Annotated in this window: 11 protein-coding genes; 4 read left to right on the top strand and 7 right to left on the bottom strand. The window is 70.1% G+C overall.

What is annotated here, in order from left to right; genetic code table 11:
• Positions 1-134 precede the first annotated feature (134 nt).
• Together ACF1BE_RS09035 and ACF1BE_RS09030 are read left to right on the top strand one after the other, a co-directional pair.
• Positions 135-2,300: a RecQ family ATP-dependent DNA helicase gene (locus ACF1BE_RS09035; RefSeq protein WP_392198319.1), complete on the top strand. Its 2,166-nt coding sequence runs from the start codon at positions 135-137 to the stop codon at positions 2,298-2,300.
• A gap of 268 nt (positions 2,301-2,568) precedes the next feature.
• Positions 2,569-3,189 carry a hypothetical protein gene (locus tag ACF1BE_RS09030; RefSeq protein WP_392198318.1) on the top strand — a complete coding sequence of 207 codons (621 nt, stop codon included), beginning with the start codon at positions 2,569-2,571 and terminating at the stop codon, positions 3,187-3,189.
• A 394-nt stretch (positions 3,190-3,583) separates the two neighbouring features.
• On the opposite strand, the gene ACF1BE_RS09025 is transcribed toward ACF1BE_RS09030, so the two are convergent.
• The 3 genes from ACF1BE_RS09025 to ACF1BE_RS09015 all read right to left on the bottom strand — a co-directional run bounded on the left by ACF1BE_RS09025 (position 3,584) and on the right by ACF1BE_RS09015 (position 5,692).
• Positions 3,584-4,216 (bottom strand): hypothetical protein, encoded by a 633-nt coding sequence (locus tag ACF1BE_RS09025; protein ID WP_392198317.1) that lies wholly within the window; start codon positions 4,214-4,216, stop codon positions 3,584-3,586.
• Positions 4,217-4,284: 68 nt separating this feature from the next.
• Positions 4,285-4,986, bottom strand: a complete 702-nt coding sequence (locus tag ACF1BE_RS09020) for a ribonuclease HII (RefSeq protein WP_392198316.1) — start codon at positions 4,984-4,986, stop codon at positions 4,285-4,287.
• 82 nt (positions 4,987-5,068) lie between these two features.
• Entirely contained in the window at positions 5,069-5,692 is a 624-nt protein-coding gene (locus ACF1BE_RS09015; protein ID WP_392198315.1) for a TetR/AcrR family transcriptional regulator, read from the bottom strand.
• 185 nt (positions 5,693-5,877) lie between these two features.
• Here ACF1BE_RS09015 and ACF1BE_RS09010 point away from each other — a divergent pair, with 185 nt between their 5' ends.
• Positions 5,878-7,428 (top strand): MFS transporter, encoded by a 1,551-nt coding sequence (locus tag ACF1BE_RS09010; RefSeq protein ID WP_392198314.1) that lies wholly within the window; start codon positions 5,878-5,880, stop codon positions 7,426-7,428.
• Between the two features lie 359 nt (positions 7,429-7,787).
• On the opposite strand, the gene ACF1BE_RS09005 is transcribed toward ACF1BE_RS09010, so the two are convergent.
• The 3 genes from ACF1BE_RS09005 to ACF1BE_RS08995 form a co-directional block, all read right to left on the bottom strand.
• Positions 7,788-8,684 (bottom strand): ADP-ribosylglycohydrolase family protein, encoded by an 897-nt coding sequence (locus ACF1BE_RS09005; protein WP_392198313.1) that lies wholly within the window; start codon positions 8,682-8,684, stop codon positions 7,788-7,790.
• A gap of 12 nt (positions 8,685-8,696) precedes the next feature.
• Complete coding sequence (locus ACF1BE_RS09000) at positions 8,697-9,356, bottom strand: histidine phosphatase family protein (protein WP_392198312.1); 660 nt, start codon at positions 9,354-9,356, stop codon at positions 8,697-8,699.
• Between the two features lie 152 nt (positions 9,357-9,508).
• Positions 9,509-10,114 (bottom strand): YdbC family protein, encoded by a 606-nt coding sequence (locus tag ACF1BE_RS08995; protein WP_392198311.1) that lies wholly within the window; start codon positions 10,112-10,114, stop codon positions 9,509-9,511.
• A gap of 152 nt (positions 10,115-10,266) precedes the next feature.
• Here ACF1BE_RS08995 and ACF1BE_RS08990 point away from each other — a divergent pair, with 152 nt between their 5' ends.
• Entirely contained in the window at positions 10,267-10,800 is a 534-nt protein-coding gene (locus ACF1BE_RS08990; protein WP_392198310.1) for a TerD family protein, read from the top strand.
• Between the two features lie 224 nt (positions 10,801-11,024).
• On the opposite strand, the gene ACF1BE_RS08985 is transcribed toward ACF1BE_RS08990, so the two are convergent.
• Positions 11,025-13,928: a vitamin B12-dependent ribonucleotide reductase gene (locus ACF1BE_RS08985; RefSeq protein WP_392198309.1), complete on the bottom strand. Its 2,904-nt coding sequence runs from the start codon at positions 13,926-13,928 to the stop codon at positions 11,025-11,027.
• Positions 13,929-14,050 lie beyond the last annotated feature (122 nt).

Genomic DNA, 14,050 nt, shown 5'->3' with positions numbered 1-14,050 from the left:
CGATCTCGCGGATCTTGTGATTCCGCTTGGGCCTGTGGATAAGTCGAATCAGGGGCACGACAAGAACGCGGTCGTTGTCCACAGTCTCGGCCGGGACCGTCCGGTTGTCGGTCCCGTCCTGTTGTATGGGACGCATGGAGCACACGAGTAACGCGGATCTCCGGGCAGAGGCGGACGCCGTCCTCGCCCGGCTCGTCGGGAATGCCTCGGGCGCCGCCCGGCTGCGCGAGGACCAGTGGCGGGCGATCGAGGCGCTGGTCGCCGACAAGCGCCGGGCCCTGGTCGTGCAGCGCACGGGATGGGGCAAGTCCGCGGTGTACTTCGTGGCCACCTCGCTGCTGCGGGCCAGAGGAAGCGGACCCACGGTGATCGTCTCGCCCCTGCTCGCGCTCATGCGCAACCAGGTGGAGGCCGCGGCCAGGGCCGGCATCCACGCCCGGACCATCAACTCCGCCAACACCGAGGAGTGGGAGGACGTCCAGGCCGAGATCGCGGCCGGTGGCGTCGACGTGCTGCTCGTCTCACCGGAGCGGCTGAACAACCCCGACTTCCGTGACCAGGTCCTGCCCAAGCTGTCCGCGGCCACCGGCCTGTTGGTCGTGGACGAGGCCCACTGCATCTCCGACTGGGGTCACGACTTCCGCCCCGACTACCGCCGGCTGCGCACCATGCTCGGCGATCTCCCGCCCGGCGTACCCGTGCTGGCCACCACGGCCACGGCCAACGCGCGGGTGACCGCGGACGTCGCCGAGCAGCTCGGCACCGGCGGTGCGTCGGACGCGCTGGTGCTGCGCGGGCCACTGGACCGGGAGAGCCTTCGCCTGGCTGTGCTGCCGCTCCCGGACGCCGCCCACCGGATGGCCTGGCTCGCCGACCATCTCGACGAGCTGCCGGGCTCCGGCATCGTCTACACGCTCACCGTCGCCGCGGCCGAGGAGGTCACCGCGTTCCTGCGACAGCGCGGGCACACTGTCGCCTCCTACACGGGCAAGACGGAGAACGCCGACCGCCAGCAGGCCGAGGACGACCTGCTGGCCAACCGCGTCAAGGCCCTGATCGCCACGTCGGCACTCGGCATGGGCTTCGACAAGCCCGATCTCGGCTTCGTCGTCCACCTCGGCTCTCCGTCCTCCCCCATCGCCTACTACCAGCAGGTCGGCCGTGCCGGCCGCGGCGTCGAGAACGCGGAGGTCCTGCTGCTGCCCGGCAAGGAGGACGAGGCGATCTGGGAGTACTTCGCCTCGCTGGCCTTCCCCTCCGAGGAACTGGTCCGGCGCACCCTGGACGTCCTCGCCCGGGCCGGACGCCCCTTGTCGCTGCCCGCCCTGGAACCCCTGGTCGAACTGCGCCGATCACGCCTGGAGACCATGCTCAAGGTGCTCGACGTGGACGGAGCGGTGCACCGCGTCAAGGGCGGCTGGATCGCGACCGGACAGCCGTGGTCGTACGACACCGAGCGCTACGCGTGGGTGGCCCGGCAGAGAGCTGCCGAGCAGCAGGCGATGCGCGAGTACGCGGCCACCACCGAGTGCCGGATGGAGTTCCTCCAGCGCCAGCTGGACGACGAGGGTGCCAAACCCTGCGGCCGCTGCGACAACTGCGCGGGTCCGCGCTTCACAGCCGGTCTTTCCACGACGGCCCTGGACGCCGCACGGAGCGACCTGGGCCGTGCCGGAGTGGAGGTGGAGCCCCGCCGCATGTGGCCGACCGGGCTCCCGGCCATCGGCATCGACCTCAAGGGGCGCATCCCGGCCGGTGAGCAGGCCTCGATGGGGCGGGCTCTGGGACGTCTGTCGGACATCGGCTGGGGCAACCGGCTGCGTCCGCTGCTCGCGCCCCAGGCGCCGGACACCGTTGTCCCGGACGACGTGGCGCGAGCCGTGGTCGACGTGCTGGCCGACTGGGCCAGAGGACCCGGTGGCTGGGCCTCCGGTGCCCCGGACGCCGCGCCCCGGCCGGTGGGCGTGGTCACCGTCGCCTCGCGCAGCCGGCCACGGCTGGTCCATTCGCTGGGCCTGCGGATCGCGGAGATCGGCAGGCTTCCCCTGCTCGGCGCCGTGGAGTACGACGGAGACGCGCCCCGGATGCCGCGCAGCAACAGCGCCCAGCGACTGAAGGCACTCGACGGGGCGTTGACCGTGCCGCCTGTCCTCGCGTCCGCACTCACCGAGGCCCACGGCCCGGTGCTGCTGATCGACGATTTCACCGAGACGGGCTGGACCCTGGCGGTCGCGGCCCGCCTGCTCAGGAAGTCCGGGGCGCAGGGGGTGCTGCCGCTCGTCCTCGCCGTCCAGGGCTGACCACCCGGGCGCTCGCCGCAGCCCCGCCGGGCGGAGGCGGGCGCCGCAAGCGTCGGCCGTCTCACCTTTGGGTAGGGATATAAGCCACGCACCAGCAGATAACAGTCGGTGGCCCCAATTGCTCGTTGCCGCATCCAAGTTCGACAGGAAGAATTGAGCTCCGCTCCCCGCACGGCTCGTCCGTGATCAGGCTGGGCTCCCCTGCGGTGCGCGCTCCCCTGGAATCCGACCTCGCCCGCAGTATGGGCGCGTAGCCGAAGGGAGGAACGTGACCTTCGGATTCGCCTCGTCCTCGGCGGCCTCCTTGTCGACGTCCGCGTCCGCCGCTTCCGCCAGCCGCCTGCTCGAGCCGGCGGAGTGGGCCGCCGCAGGAATCCCTCTGCTGCGCAACCCCCGTGAGGTCGTCAGCGGGCTGCATGCCCGTCATCACCCGAAGCCGTCCACGGCGATCGTGGCGGTCCTCGATCCGGACGAGCGGCTGCGGGCCAGCGCCTCGTTCACCCCTCGTCCGGCTCCGGCCGACGGCTGGATGTTCCGCAACGCCCTGCTCGCCCAGTTGCGCCGGGTGATCCCGCACGACCTGCGCCGCCGCACCCCCGTACGTACGGCCGTACTCCTCTACTGCCGCGAAGGGGACGGGCGTTGGACGGAGGAGGACGGCGCGTGGATGTGGGGGCTGCGTGATGCCTGCACACTTCACGGGCTGCGTTGCGGGGCGTACATCACGCTGACGCAGGACGGGTGGCATGTGCTCGGCGAGGGGCGTGGCGGACGCCATCCCCACGCGCACTCGGCGCCGGAACCCGTCGCGACGTCGGAGGTCCCGCCGCTCGTGCCACGCACCGGCGGACCGGTCTCCGAGGTCCTGCGCCGGGCCGCGGCCCGCTGAACGGCGCGGGCGCGGGCGGGACCTCGGCATCACGGCCGGTCTGATCGACGGGGCGGTACCAGTGGGAAGACCTGCCGGCGCGCACGCGGACGGCAACCGGCGCGGTGAGGCACCGGCGGGCGCACCCGCCGGCCCGGGCCGCCACTGACATCCAGGCCCGGATCGCCCTGGCTGCGCTGTGGCGCCCGGCTCATCCTCCGGCCGGCGCACGGCCGCCCCGGCGACCTGCTCAGCACGGCCGGGTAGCTTCGGCTCCACCCTCGGGCTTCCCGGGAAGCCGACCGGGGAATGGTGTGGCCCATCGCCCGTCAGCCGGGCATGCCGAAAGCCGCACCGTGCGGATCCCGCCGGAGCGGCTCCTCCGGCACCTCGGTTCCCCGTGGTGCCGGAGGACTCAGACGCCGGCGCCCAGCACCGAGTTGATCGTCTGCGGGTCGCCGCAGACGATCAGCAGGGCGCCGGCCCGGGAGTGGGCGAGCGGCAGAGCGGAGCCGGCGGCGGAGCCGGGGCCTCCGTTGACGGCCACGACGACCACCGGGCGGGTCGCGGCACGGGAGACGACGGCGGCGTCCGCGTAGAAGACGTCGTCGCCGGCATCGTGCTGCGCCCAGTAGGACGCCTCGCCGAAGGACAACTCGTGCTCGGCCCACGGGTGCTGGGCACCGGTGGTGATCACAAGCACGTCGCCGGGGGCGCGGCCCGAGTCAAGGAGCAGGTCCACCGCCTCGTCGGCGGCGTCGAGCGCACCCTCGGGCGACGCCGGGATCAGCTGGATCTGCGGGTTTGCCGCAGCAGCGGGGGGAACGGCCGGACCGGACGGGCCCGGCTTGGCCGGAGCTCCGTCACGCGGCGTGCGCTGCACCGGCGGCGTGGGCCGCAGAGGGCCGGGACGACCGGGGCGGGACGGAGCCGCGGGACGGGGGCCGGGTACGGGGCGGGGGGTCGGCGCGGTACGGCTGCTGGCCGGAGTGGCGCGGGGACCCTGGGCACTCTCGTGAATCTGAGGCTCCTCGGGAATGAGAGGCATGAGCTGATTTTTATCAAACATTCGTGCGGCGCGGATGCCCGGGTGGCACATCAGTGCCAGTGGAACCGTCAGAAATCGAAGCCGAGCTGACCCTCGATTTCCGGAACGCCTCCGTCCGCCCAGCTGCGGACCTTCTTGAGGTGCCGCCACTGAGGCAACGCATCAAGATACGCCCATGACAAACGGTGGTGCGGGGTGGGCCCCCGCTCCGCCAGTGCGGCCTTGTGCACGGGCGACGGATACCCGGCGTTGTCCGCGAATCCGAAGTCTGCATGGTCGACAGCCAGTTCGGCCATCATTTTGTCGCGCTGAACCTTGGCGATCACCGACGCGGCCGAGACTGCCACACACGACCGGTCTCCCTTGATCACCGTGCGGACCTTCCAGGGAGAGCCGAGATAGTCGTGCTTCCCGTCGAGGATCACGGCGTCGGGACGGACCGGCAGAGCTTCCAGGGCACGGATCGCGGCGAGCCGCAACGCGGCCGTCATCCCCAGGTCGTCTATCTCCTCGGGGGAGGCATGTCCCAGGGCATAGGCGGTCACCCATGCCCGGAGGATCTCGGCCAGTTCCGTGCGCCGCCGGATCGTCAGCAGCTTGGAGTCGGTCAGTCCCTCGGGCGGCCGGCGGAGACCGGTGATCGCCGCGCAGACGGTGACGGGCCCGGCCCAGGCGCCGCGTCCCACCTCGTCGACACCGGCAATGACCTTCGCTCCGGTCGTGGCGCGCAGGGAGCGCTCGACGGTGTGTGTAGGAGGTTCGTACGGCATGGCGCCCTTAGCGTACGCCGCCGGGATCGCCGCGCGACACCCCGGTCCGCCCGTCCCGCGCGGGGACCATCGGCGCGGGGGATCAGGCTCCGTACGGACGCAGCAGCGGGAGCATCAACCGGTCGACCATCTCCCCGAGGTCTTGATCGCTCCATTCACTTCCGCACATCTTCGACCGGTACATCATCATGGCCGGGATGGCGTCGAAGACGTATCCGTTGGCCGCGTCCGAGCGGACCTCTCCTCGCTGTATGCCACGGGTGATGACCGCACGGAGAAGCATGACAGTCGGCTCGACGACGCTCCCCACGATCACCTCCTCGAAGCGCTCGGCTTGCAGTTGATCGCATTCGTGAATGACTGAACGGAGTGCGACGCCGGGACGCGAGAACATGATCCGCCGCACCTGCCGGCACAGCGTGAGCAGATCCTCGCGGATGCTTCCGAGGTCGGGCGCCTTCTCCAGCCGGGGCAGCCCGGACACCAGCGCGTCGGCGACCAGATCCTCCTTGGACGGCCAGCGCCGGTAGACCGCGGCCTTGCCCGTCTGAGCTCCGGCCGCGACGCCCTCCATGGTCAGCCCCTTCCAGCCCACCGTGCTCAGCTGCTCCAGGGCGGCTTCGAGGATCGCGCGCTCCAGCACCGCACCACGCCGACGAGGGGAAGCCGTCCGAGCGGGCGCGGCCGTCCAGCGCGAGGTAGCCATCTGTATTTCTCCAGCATGCAAAGGGAAGCGGGGATTCCGGGGAGGCGGATGCCACGTCGCAGCAACGGGGGACGCGGGGCGCGGCACACGATTAAGTGAACGCTTGCGTTCACTGTTGAGGACTCACTACCGTGGGCGCGACAGTGAACGCGAGCGTTCACTAAAGCCTTGATGGGGGACCCATAGTGACGACCTCTCAGCTGCTCCAGGACGATCGGAAACCGGGCACGGCCCGCCGGGAAGGACATCCCGGCATCGCGCTCGCCGTCATCGCGGCCTGCCAACTCATGGTGGTGCTCGACGCGACGATTGTGAACATCGCGCTCCCGCACATTCAAGACGCTCTCGAGTTCAGCACGACCGACCTCACCTGGGTGGTCAGCGCCTACACGCTCACCTTCGGCGGCCTGCTCCTGCTCGGTGCGCGGGCCGGGGACATCCTCGGCCGCCGCCGGGTGTTCATGGCCGGCATCCTGCTGTTCACCTTCGCCTCTCTGCTGGGCGGTCTGGCTCAGGAACCCTGGCAGTTGCTGGCCGCACGGGCCTTGCAGGGCGTGGGTGGCGCGATCGCGTCGCCCACCTCGCTGGCACTGATCACGACGACCTTCCCCGAAGGCCCCGAACGCAACCGCGCCTTCGGAGTGTTCGCCGCCGTGTCCGCCGGCGGTGGTGCCATCGGCCTGCTCGCGGGCGGCATGCTCACCGACTGGCTCGACTGGCGGTGGGTGCTGTTCGTCAACGTGCCCATCGGCGTGCTGATCGCGTCGCTCGCGCCGCTGTACATCAACGAATCCCGGCGACACCCGGGACGCTTCGACCTCACGGGAGCGCTGACCTCCACGACCGGCATGGCCACGCTCGTGTACGGATTCATCCGTGCCGCGGAGGAGGGCTGGCGGGACGGTCTCACCATCGGCTCGTTCGCCGCGTCCGTCGTCCTGCTGTTCGCCTTCGTCTTCACCGAGATGCGGGCCAAGGAGCCGATCACTCCGCTGAGGATGTTCACCGACCGGAACCGCTGGGGCACGTACGTGATCATGCTCAGCCTGGCCGCGGCGATGTTCGGCATGTTCTTCTACATCGTGCTGTTCGTGCAGAACGTGCTCGGTTACAGCGCCATCAAGGCCGGTGTCGCCTTCCTCCCCGTGACCGTGGCGATCGCGGTCGGCGCGGGTCTGTCCCAGCGCTTCCTGCCGGCCTTCGGCCCCAAGCCGTTCATGATGAGCGGTTCGGCGTTCGTGGTGATCGGGCTGACGTGGCAGACGTTCATCCGGCCCGACAGCACCTACGTCGGCGGTGTGCTGGGTCCCCTGCTGGTGTTCGGCTTCGGCATGGGCCTGAACTTCGTGACGGCCACCGTCACCGCCGTGTCCGGCGTGGCCCAGCACGAGGCGGGCGCGGCGTCCGGGCTGCTCAACGCCATGCAGCAGGTCGGTGGCTCGCTCGGCCTGTCCATCCTGACGACCGTCTTCGGCTCGGCCGGCAAGGACGAGGCGAAGAAACAGCTGCCGAGGTTCCTCGCCGACGGCTCGCCGGAGCAGAAGGCACAGTTCGCCAAGACGCACCAGCTGCCCGCGCCCTGGGGGCACGAGGTGCTCGCCCACGGCATCTCCACGGCCTTCGTCCCGGCCGCCGCGATGGCCGTGCTCGCCTTCCTCACCGCCTGGCTGGTGATCAGGGTCCGCAAGAGCGATCTCGACTCCCTCGCGGGCGTGGCGGGCCCGGGCATCGGCTGATCCGGGCCGCGCGGCGCGGAGTCGCGGCCGGCCGGACCGTCGCCCGGACGCAGCCGGCGCGAACAGCGGACCGGTCGGCCGCACCAGGGACACCAACGGCACCAAGGGCACCGAAGGCACCGGCGTCAGGAACACCAGCGCACACGCCAGGACCACCAGCGGCGCAGCCGGCCCCAGCGCCAGCAGGACATACCCCATCCCGCCCCCCTCCTCTCCCGTGCCGCTTCTCGCCCCCGCCGCTCCGTCCGCCCTCGCGCCGGAAGACGCGGTGCACGGCGGATACGGGAAGAACGAGCGTCGATCACAGAGAGTTCCCGGCGGACACGGAGCGTTCTCCGGACCACCGGCCGGGGGACCCGTCAGAGGCCCGTGGGCACCCACTCCGGCAGCGCCTCCGTGCGCCGCACCCACTCGGCGGGCGGTGCCCCGGCCTTGCCCGCGGCCAGCACGCCGCCCACGATCGCGCAGGTCGTGTCCACGTCTCCGCCCACCTGGGCGGTCGTCCAGAACGCCGTCTCATAGTCGCCGAGGGCCCGCGCGGCGGACCACAGGGCGAAGGGGACGGTGTCATGCGCGGTCGTGCGGCGACCGCTGCCCAGCACGGCCGCGACGGTGCCCGGGTCGCCGTAGTCGAGCATGTCCCGGGCGCGGCGGAGGCCCTGGCCGACCGCGCTCTTGGGCACGAGCGCGATGACACCGTCGAGGAGTGCCTCCCCGCTGGGCGGGCCGTCGGGCGAGCCGGCCAGAGCCGCTGCCGCGGCCACCGCCATGGCCCCGACCACGGCCTCCCGGTGCTGGTGCGTGGTGTAGGCCGAGATTTCCGCCTGGTGGGTCGCCTGCTCGGGATCGTCCGCGTACCAGGCGCCCAGGGGGGCGATCCGCATGGCCGCGCCGTTGCCCCAGGACCCCTGGCCGTTGAAGAGACCGGCGGCCAGCTCACGCCAGTCCCCGCCCTCCCGGACCAGACGCAGCAGGCGGTTGACCGCGGGTCCGTAACCCCGGTCGAAGTCGTGGTGCTCGGCGAAGGAGCGGGCGAGCGCGTCCTGGTCGATCCGCTGGTGGGCGGCGAGGACGGCCAGCACGGAGCAGGCCATCTCGGTGTCGTCCGTCCACTGCCAGGGGCCCGGGGGCAGTTCGCGGCGCTTCAGCAGGGGGTAGTTCACCGGAACGAAGAACTGGGAGCCCAGCGCGTCTCCCACGGCGAGTCCGCGCAGGCTCGCCGAGGCGCGTTCGAGGGAAGAGGAGTCAGCGGTCATCGCTCTGCCACTCTATCCGCTGACCCAGTACGGCACCGGCTCCCGCCAGCGTTCGAAGGGCCGGTCGAGTGCGTACTTGCCGTCGTCCCCGAGGACGAGCATCCGCATCTCGGCGTTCCCCGGATTGGCCAGCGACTCGAAGTCGGCGACCGTCCAGTGGAACCAGCGCATGCAGAACAGCCGCATCGCCAGCCCGTGGGTCACCAGCAGCACGTTCGGAGGGTGGTCGGGGGCCTCGAAGCTGCGGAACAGGCTCTCCAGGAAGCCGCCGACCCGGTCGTACACGTCGGCGCCGGACTCTCCCTGGGGGAACCGGAAGAAGAAGTGGCCGTAGGCGTCGCGGTAGGCCTTCTGCAGGCGTACGTCGTCGCGGTCCTGCCAGTTCCCCCAGTCCTGCTCCCTGAGCCTGGGCTCCTCCCGGACGCGTATGAGGTCGGAGTCGAGGTGGAAGGCGCGGAGCGTCTCGTGCGTGCGGCGGTACGGGGACACGTACACGCTCACGCGTTCCCTGCCGAAGAGCTGCCGGAGCCGCTCTCCGGTCTCCTCGGCCTGCCGCCGGCCGCGCTCGGTCAGCGCGAGGGCGTGGTCGGGCTCACGTTCGTACACGGAGTCGTCGATGTTGCCGGTCGACTCCCCGTGCCGGACAAGGACGATGCGCCGTGGTCGTGCCATGCCGAAACCCTAGATCGAACGGCGGACGGTCGAGCACTCGTATGGGCTCCATACGGCGTAGGTCACATGATCTGCGCGCCGTGGCCCCTTCCGTGACGACGGTGCGACGGCCTCGGACAGTACGTCCGGTTCCCCAACCGACCGATGTGACCTCAGACCGTCCAGGACGGCTCCAGTTCCACGATGTCGCCGGAGAGCGCCGCGACGTCCGCCTCGGTCTGGGCGCGCAGGGCGAGCCGTTCGATGCGTTCGGTGCGGTACTTGCCGTGTTCGGCCGCCGACCGCCACATCGAGAGGATCAGGAACTCCTGTTCGGGTGCCTCGGCGAACATGCCGCGGATCATGCCGGGCGAACCGGCCATGGCCGGGTTCCAGACCTTCTCCTGCATGAGCGTGAAGTGCTCCACGCGCTCCTCGTGGATCCGGCACAGGGCCACCCGGACGAGATCGGCGTCGGTGAAGCGCGGCTCGAAGCCCGTCTTCACGTCGAAGCGGTACTCGAACAGCCTGACCTGTGCGTCCTTGAAGGTGCCGGACTGGGCGGCGGCCAGGCGGTCATGGGAACGGGCCATGAAGGAGTCGTAGAAGGCGCGGCTCTCCCAGAAGGTGAAGACGTGCGCCACTCCCGGCCGCTGCCGGCTCCAGCCCCCGCCCTGTCCCCGGAAACCCGGCTCCCCCGGAAGCCCCGCCCATTTCCGCTGCCCGCGCTCGAAACCGCGGCGGTCGACCACGGTGCAGCGAATCCACTTGACCAGCACCGCGCCATCGTAAGGCCACCGGGCGTGCCACCGGTCATGCTCCGGTGGACAACGCCCGGGCGTGCGCCCCCACGCACGTGGCACGATGGGCAAGGAGCGTCCCACTCAGGAGAGTTGGGGGCGAGCGAGCCACAGGGGGAAGGGGGAGCCTGGTGACCGGCTTCAGCAAGGGAATCCGCAAGGTCGAGATCGCGCTCAAGTGGGATCCCAGTCCGGCGGGACGGCCGCCGACCGATCTCGACATCATCGCCGCGACGTTCGTGTCGGCCGACGCCTACGGGACTCCGGCCTATCTGGTGCACTTCGACAGCCGTTCACCGGACGGCACGATCTTCCTCAACCGCGACAGCACGGACGGCAGGGGCTTCGGCTGGGACGAGGTCATGATGCTCGAGCTGGAACGGCTCGACAGCCGGTACGCGCGCGTGGTGGTGGGTGTCGTCATCCAGCAGCGGCCCGGGTACAAGACGTTCTCCGACGTACTGAATCCGGCCGTGCGCGTCCGGGAGGGCTACACGGTCCTCGCCGAGGACGACTTCGGGTCGGTCCTCGGAGCGACGGCCGCGACGATCGCCGAGTTCGTGCGTGACGACTCCGGCGAGTGGACCCTGCGTCCCGGCGTGCACGGCTTCGACGACGATCCGGCGACCTTCACCCAGGTCATGGGCCGGGCACGCCGGCCCTGACACGGCGACAGGCAAGGGGCGCGCGGCCATGGCGGCGCGCCCCTTACCTGTGGCGACCCTAAGACCCCAGTGGCACGTGGGCATGGGGGTGACCGGCGAGGGAGGGTCCCGTCCGGCAACGGCGGGGCTGCTCGGTCGCCGGGGTGTGCGGAAGGGGCGCCGGCGTGTGGCCGGCGCCCCCTCTTCACCAGGGACTACGTGTCAAGTCTCGTTCCGGCTGCTGGTCAGCTGCAACCGCTGGTCGAGCCGCAGCCCTCGCAGATGTAGCAGGAACCGGCCCGCTGCATCTTCGTACCGCAGGAGAAGCACAGCGGGGCGTCGGCCTGGATGCCCAGCTGCATCTCGACCAGCTCGGCGCTGGTGTGGGCCTGCTTCGGGGCGGGCTTGGCCGCCTCGGTCTCGGCCTTCGGCGTGGCGACCGCCTTCAGCTCCTGGGTGCGCGGCGCCGACTGGGCCAGGCCCTCGACGTCGAGCTCGTCCTCTTCCATGGACTGCTCGTACGAACCGGTCTCCAGGTGGCGCTGACGCTCCTCGGCGGAGTGGATGCCGAGCGCGGAGCGCGTCTCGAAGGGCAGGAAGTCCAGCGCCAGGCGGCGGAAGATGTAGTCGACGATCGACTGCGCCATCCGCACGTCGGGGTCGTCCGTCATACCGGCCGGCTCGAAGCGCATGTTGGTGAACTTCGAGACGTACGTCTCCAGCGGCACGCCGTACTGGAGGCCGACGGAGACGGCGATGGAGAAGGCGTCCATCATGCCCGCGAGGGTGGAGCCCTGCTTGGACATCTTCAGGAAGACCTCGCCGAGACCGTCGTCCGGGTAGGAGTTGGCCGTCATGTAGCCCTCGGCGCCGCCGACCGTGAAGGAGGTGGTGATCCCCGGGCGGCCCTTGGGGAGGCGCTTGCGGACCGGGCGGTACTCGATGACCTTCTCGACCGTCTCGCGGATGGCCGTCTCGGTCTTCTCCGTGACCTCGGCCTTCTCCTTCTCCTTCGTCTTCGCGGAGAGGGGCTGGCCGACCTTGCAGTTGTCGCGGTAGATGGCGAGCGCCTTGACGCCCAGCTTCCAGGCCTCGAAGTAGATCTCCTCGACCTCCTCGACGGTCGCCGACTCCGGCATGTTGACCGTCTTGGAGATGGCGCCGGAGATCCACGGCTGGATCGCGGCCATCATGCGGACGTGGCCCATCGGGGAGATGGCGCGCTCGCCCATGGCGCAGTCGAACACCTCGTAGTGCTCGTGCGCGAGACCGGGGGCGTCGATCACGTTGCCGTTGTCGGCGATGTGGGCGACGATCGCCTCGATCTGCTCCTCCTGGTAACCCAGGCGGCGCAGGGCCTGCGGGACGGTGCCGTTGACGATCTGCATCGAGCCGCCGCCGACGAGCTTCTTGAACTTGACCAGCGCGAGGTCGGGCTCGACGCCCGTGGTGTCGCAGGACATCGCGAGACCGATGGTGCCGGTCGGGGCGAGGACGGACGCCTGGGAGTTGCGGAAACCATTCCGCTCGCCGAGGCGCACCACGTCCTGCCAGGCCTCCGTGGCGGCGGCCCACACCGGGGTGTCCAGGTCGTCCATGCGGACGGCCGTGCCGTTGGCGTCGGCGTGCTGCTTCATGACGCGGTTGTGGGCGTCGGCGTTGCGGGCGTAGCCGTCGTAGGTGCCGACGACCGCGGCCAGCTCTGCGGAGCGGCGGTACGCCGTACCCGTCATCAGAGAGGTGATGGCGCCTGCCAGGGCGCGACCGCCGTCCGAGTCGTAGGCGTGGCCGGTGGCCATCAGCAGGGCGCCGAGGTTGGCGTAGCCGATGCCGAGCTGGCGGAACGCGCGCGTGTTCTCGCCGATCTTCTCGGTCGGAAAGTCCGCGAAGCAGATCGAGATGTCCATCGCGGTGATGACCAGCTCGACGACCTTCTGGAAGCGCTCGGTCTCGAAGGACTGGTGGCCCTTGCCGTCGTCCTTGAGGAACTTCATCAGGTTCAGCGAGGCCAGGTTGCAGGACGTGTTGTCCAGGTGCATGTACTCGCTGCACGGGTTCGACGCGGTGATCCGGCCGGACTCGGGGCAGGTGTGCCAGTTGTTGATGGTGTCGTCGTACTGGATGCCCGGGTCGGCGCAGGCCCAGGCGGCCTCGGCCATCCGGCGGAAGAGGGACTTGGCGTCGACCTCCTCGATGACCTCACCGGTCATGCGGGCACGCAGGCCGAACTTGCCGCCCTTCTCGACCGCCGTCATGAACTCGTCGTTGACACGGACGGAGTTGTTGGCGTTCTGGTACTGGACGGACGTGATGTCGTCGCCGCCCAGGTCCATGTCGAAGCCCGCGTCGCGCAGGGCGCGGATCTTCTCCTCCTCCTTGACCTTGGTCTCGATGAAGTCCTCGATGTCGGGGTGGTCGACGTCGAGCACGACCATCTTGGCGGCGCGCCGGGTGGCACCACCGGACTTGATGGTGCCGGCGGAGGCGTCGGCGCCACGCATGAAGGAGACCGGGCCGGAGGCGTTGCCGCCGGAGGAGAGCAGCTCCTTGGAGGAGCGGATGCGGGAGAGGTTCAGGCCGGCGCCGGAGCCGCCCTTGAAGATCATGCCCTCTTCCTTGTACCAGTCGAGGATCGACTCCATGGAGTCGTCGACGGACAGGATGAAGCAGGCGGAGACCTGCTGGGGCTGCGGGGTGCCGACGTTGAACCAGACGGGGCTGTTGAAGCTGAAGATCTGGTGCAGGAGGGCGTAGGCCAGTTCGTGCTCGAAGATCTCGGCGTCGGCGGGCGAGGCGAAGTACTTGTGGTCCTCACCGGCCTTCCGGTACGTCTTCACGATGCGGTCGATCAGCTGCCTGAGGCTGACCTCGCGCTGCGGGGTGCCCACGGCGCCCCGGAAGTACTTGCTGGTGACGATGTTGACCGCGTTCACCGACCAGAAGTCGGGGAACTCGACGCCACGCTGCTCGAAGTTGACCGAGCCGTCGCGCCAGTTGGTCATGACGACGTCACGGCGCTCCCAGCTCACCTCGTCGTACGGGTGCACGCCGGGGGTGGTGTGGATGCGCTCGATGTGCAGCCCCTTGTTCCCCGCCTTGCCGCCCTTGGCTCGGGAACCTCGTGCCGGACCGCTCGCCGTCTCTGTCATGCCGCCTCCCTGGTACGGGCAAAACGCCCTGAAGTGCCCCGTTTGTTCCCGTGGCACGGTGTTCTGTCATGTGTTGCGGGCACCCTCAGCTGCCGCCCGCAACAGGTCTTTGTAGGCCGCCT

Source organism: Streptomyces sp. NPDC014991, from assembly GCF_043080665.1.
Taxonomy (GTDB): Bacteria; Actinomycetota; Actinomycetes; order Streptomycetales; family Streptomycetaceae; genus Streptomyces.
Note: the sequence above shows the minus strand (reverse complement) of the source record. Positions and strands in the feature narration are given on the sequence as shown.

Excerpts from the sequence above, each read along its gene's own strand:
- ACF1BE_RS09025 (WP_392198317.1), bottom strand. The coding sequence starts at position 4,216 with ATGCCTCTCATTCCCGAGGAGCCTCAGATTCACGAGAGTGCCCAGGGT.
- ACF1BE_RS09005 (WP_392198313.1), bottom strand. The coding sequence starts at position 8,684 with ATGACCGCTGACTCCTCTTCCCTCGAACGCGCCTCGGCGAGCCTGCGC.
- ACF1BE_RS08985 (WP_392198309.1), bottom strand. The coding sequence starts at position 13,928 with ATGACAGAGACGGCGAGCGGTCCGGCACGAGGTTCCCGAGCCAAGGGC.
- ACF1BE_RS09035 (WP_392198319.1), top strand. The coding sequence starts at position 135 with ATGGAGCACACGAGTAACGCGGATCTCCGGGCAGAGGCGGACGCCGTC.
- ACF1BE_RS09000 (WP_392198312.1), bottom strand. The coding sequence starts at position 9,356 with ATGGCACGACCACGGCGCATCGTCCTTGTCCGGCACGGGGAGTCGACC.
- ACF1BE_RS09015 (WP_392198315.1), bottom strand. The coding sequence starts at position 5,692 with ATGGCTACCTCGCGCTGGACGGCCGCGCCCGCTCGGACGGCTTCCCCT.
- ACF1BE_RS09020 (WP_392198316.1), bottom strand. The coding sequence starts at position 4,986 with ATGCCGTACGAACCTCCTACACACACCGTCGAGCGCTCCCTGCGCGCC.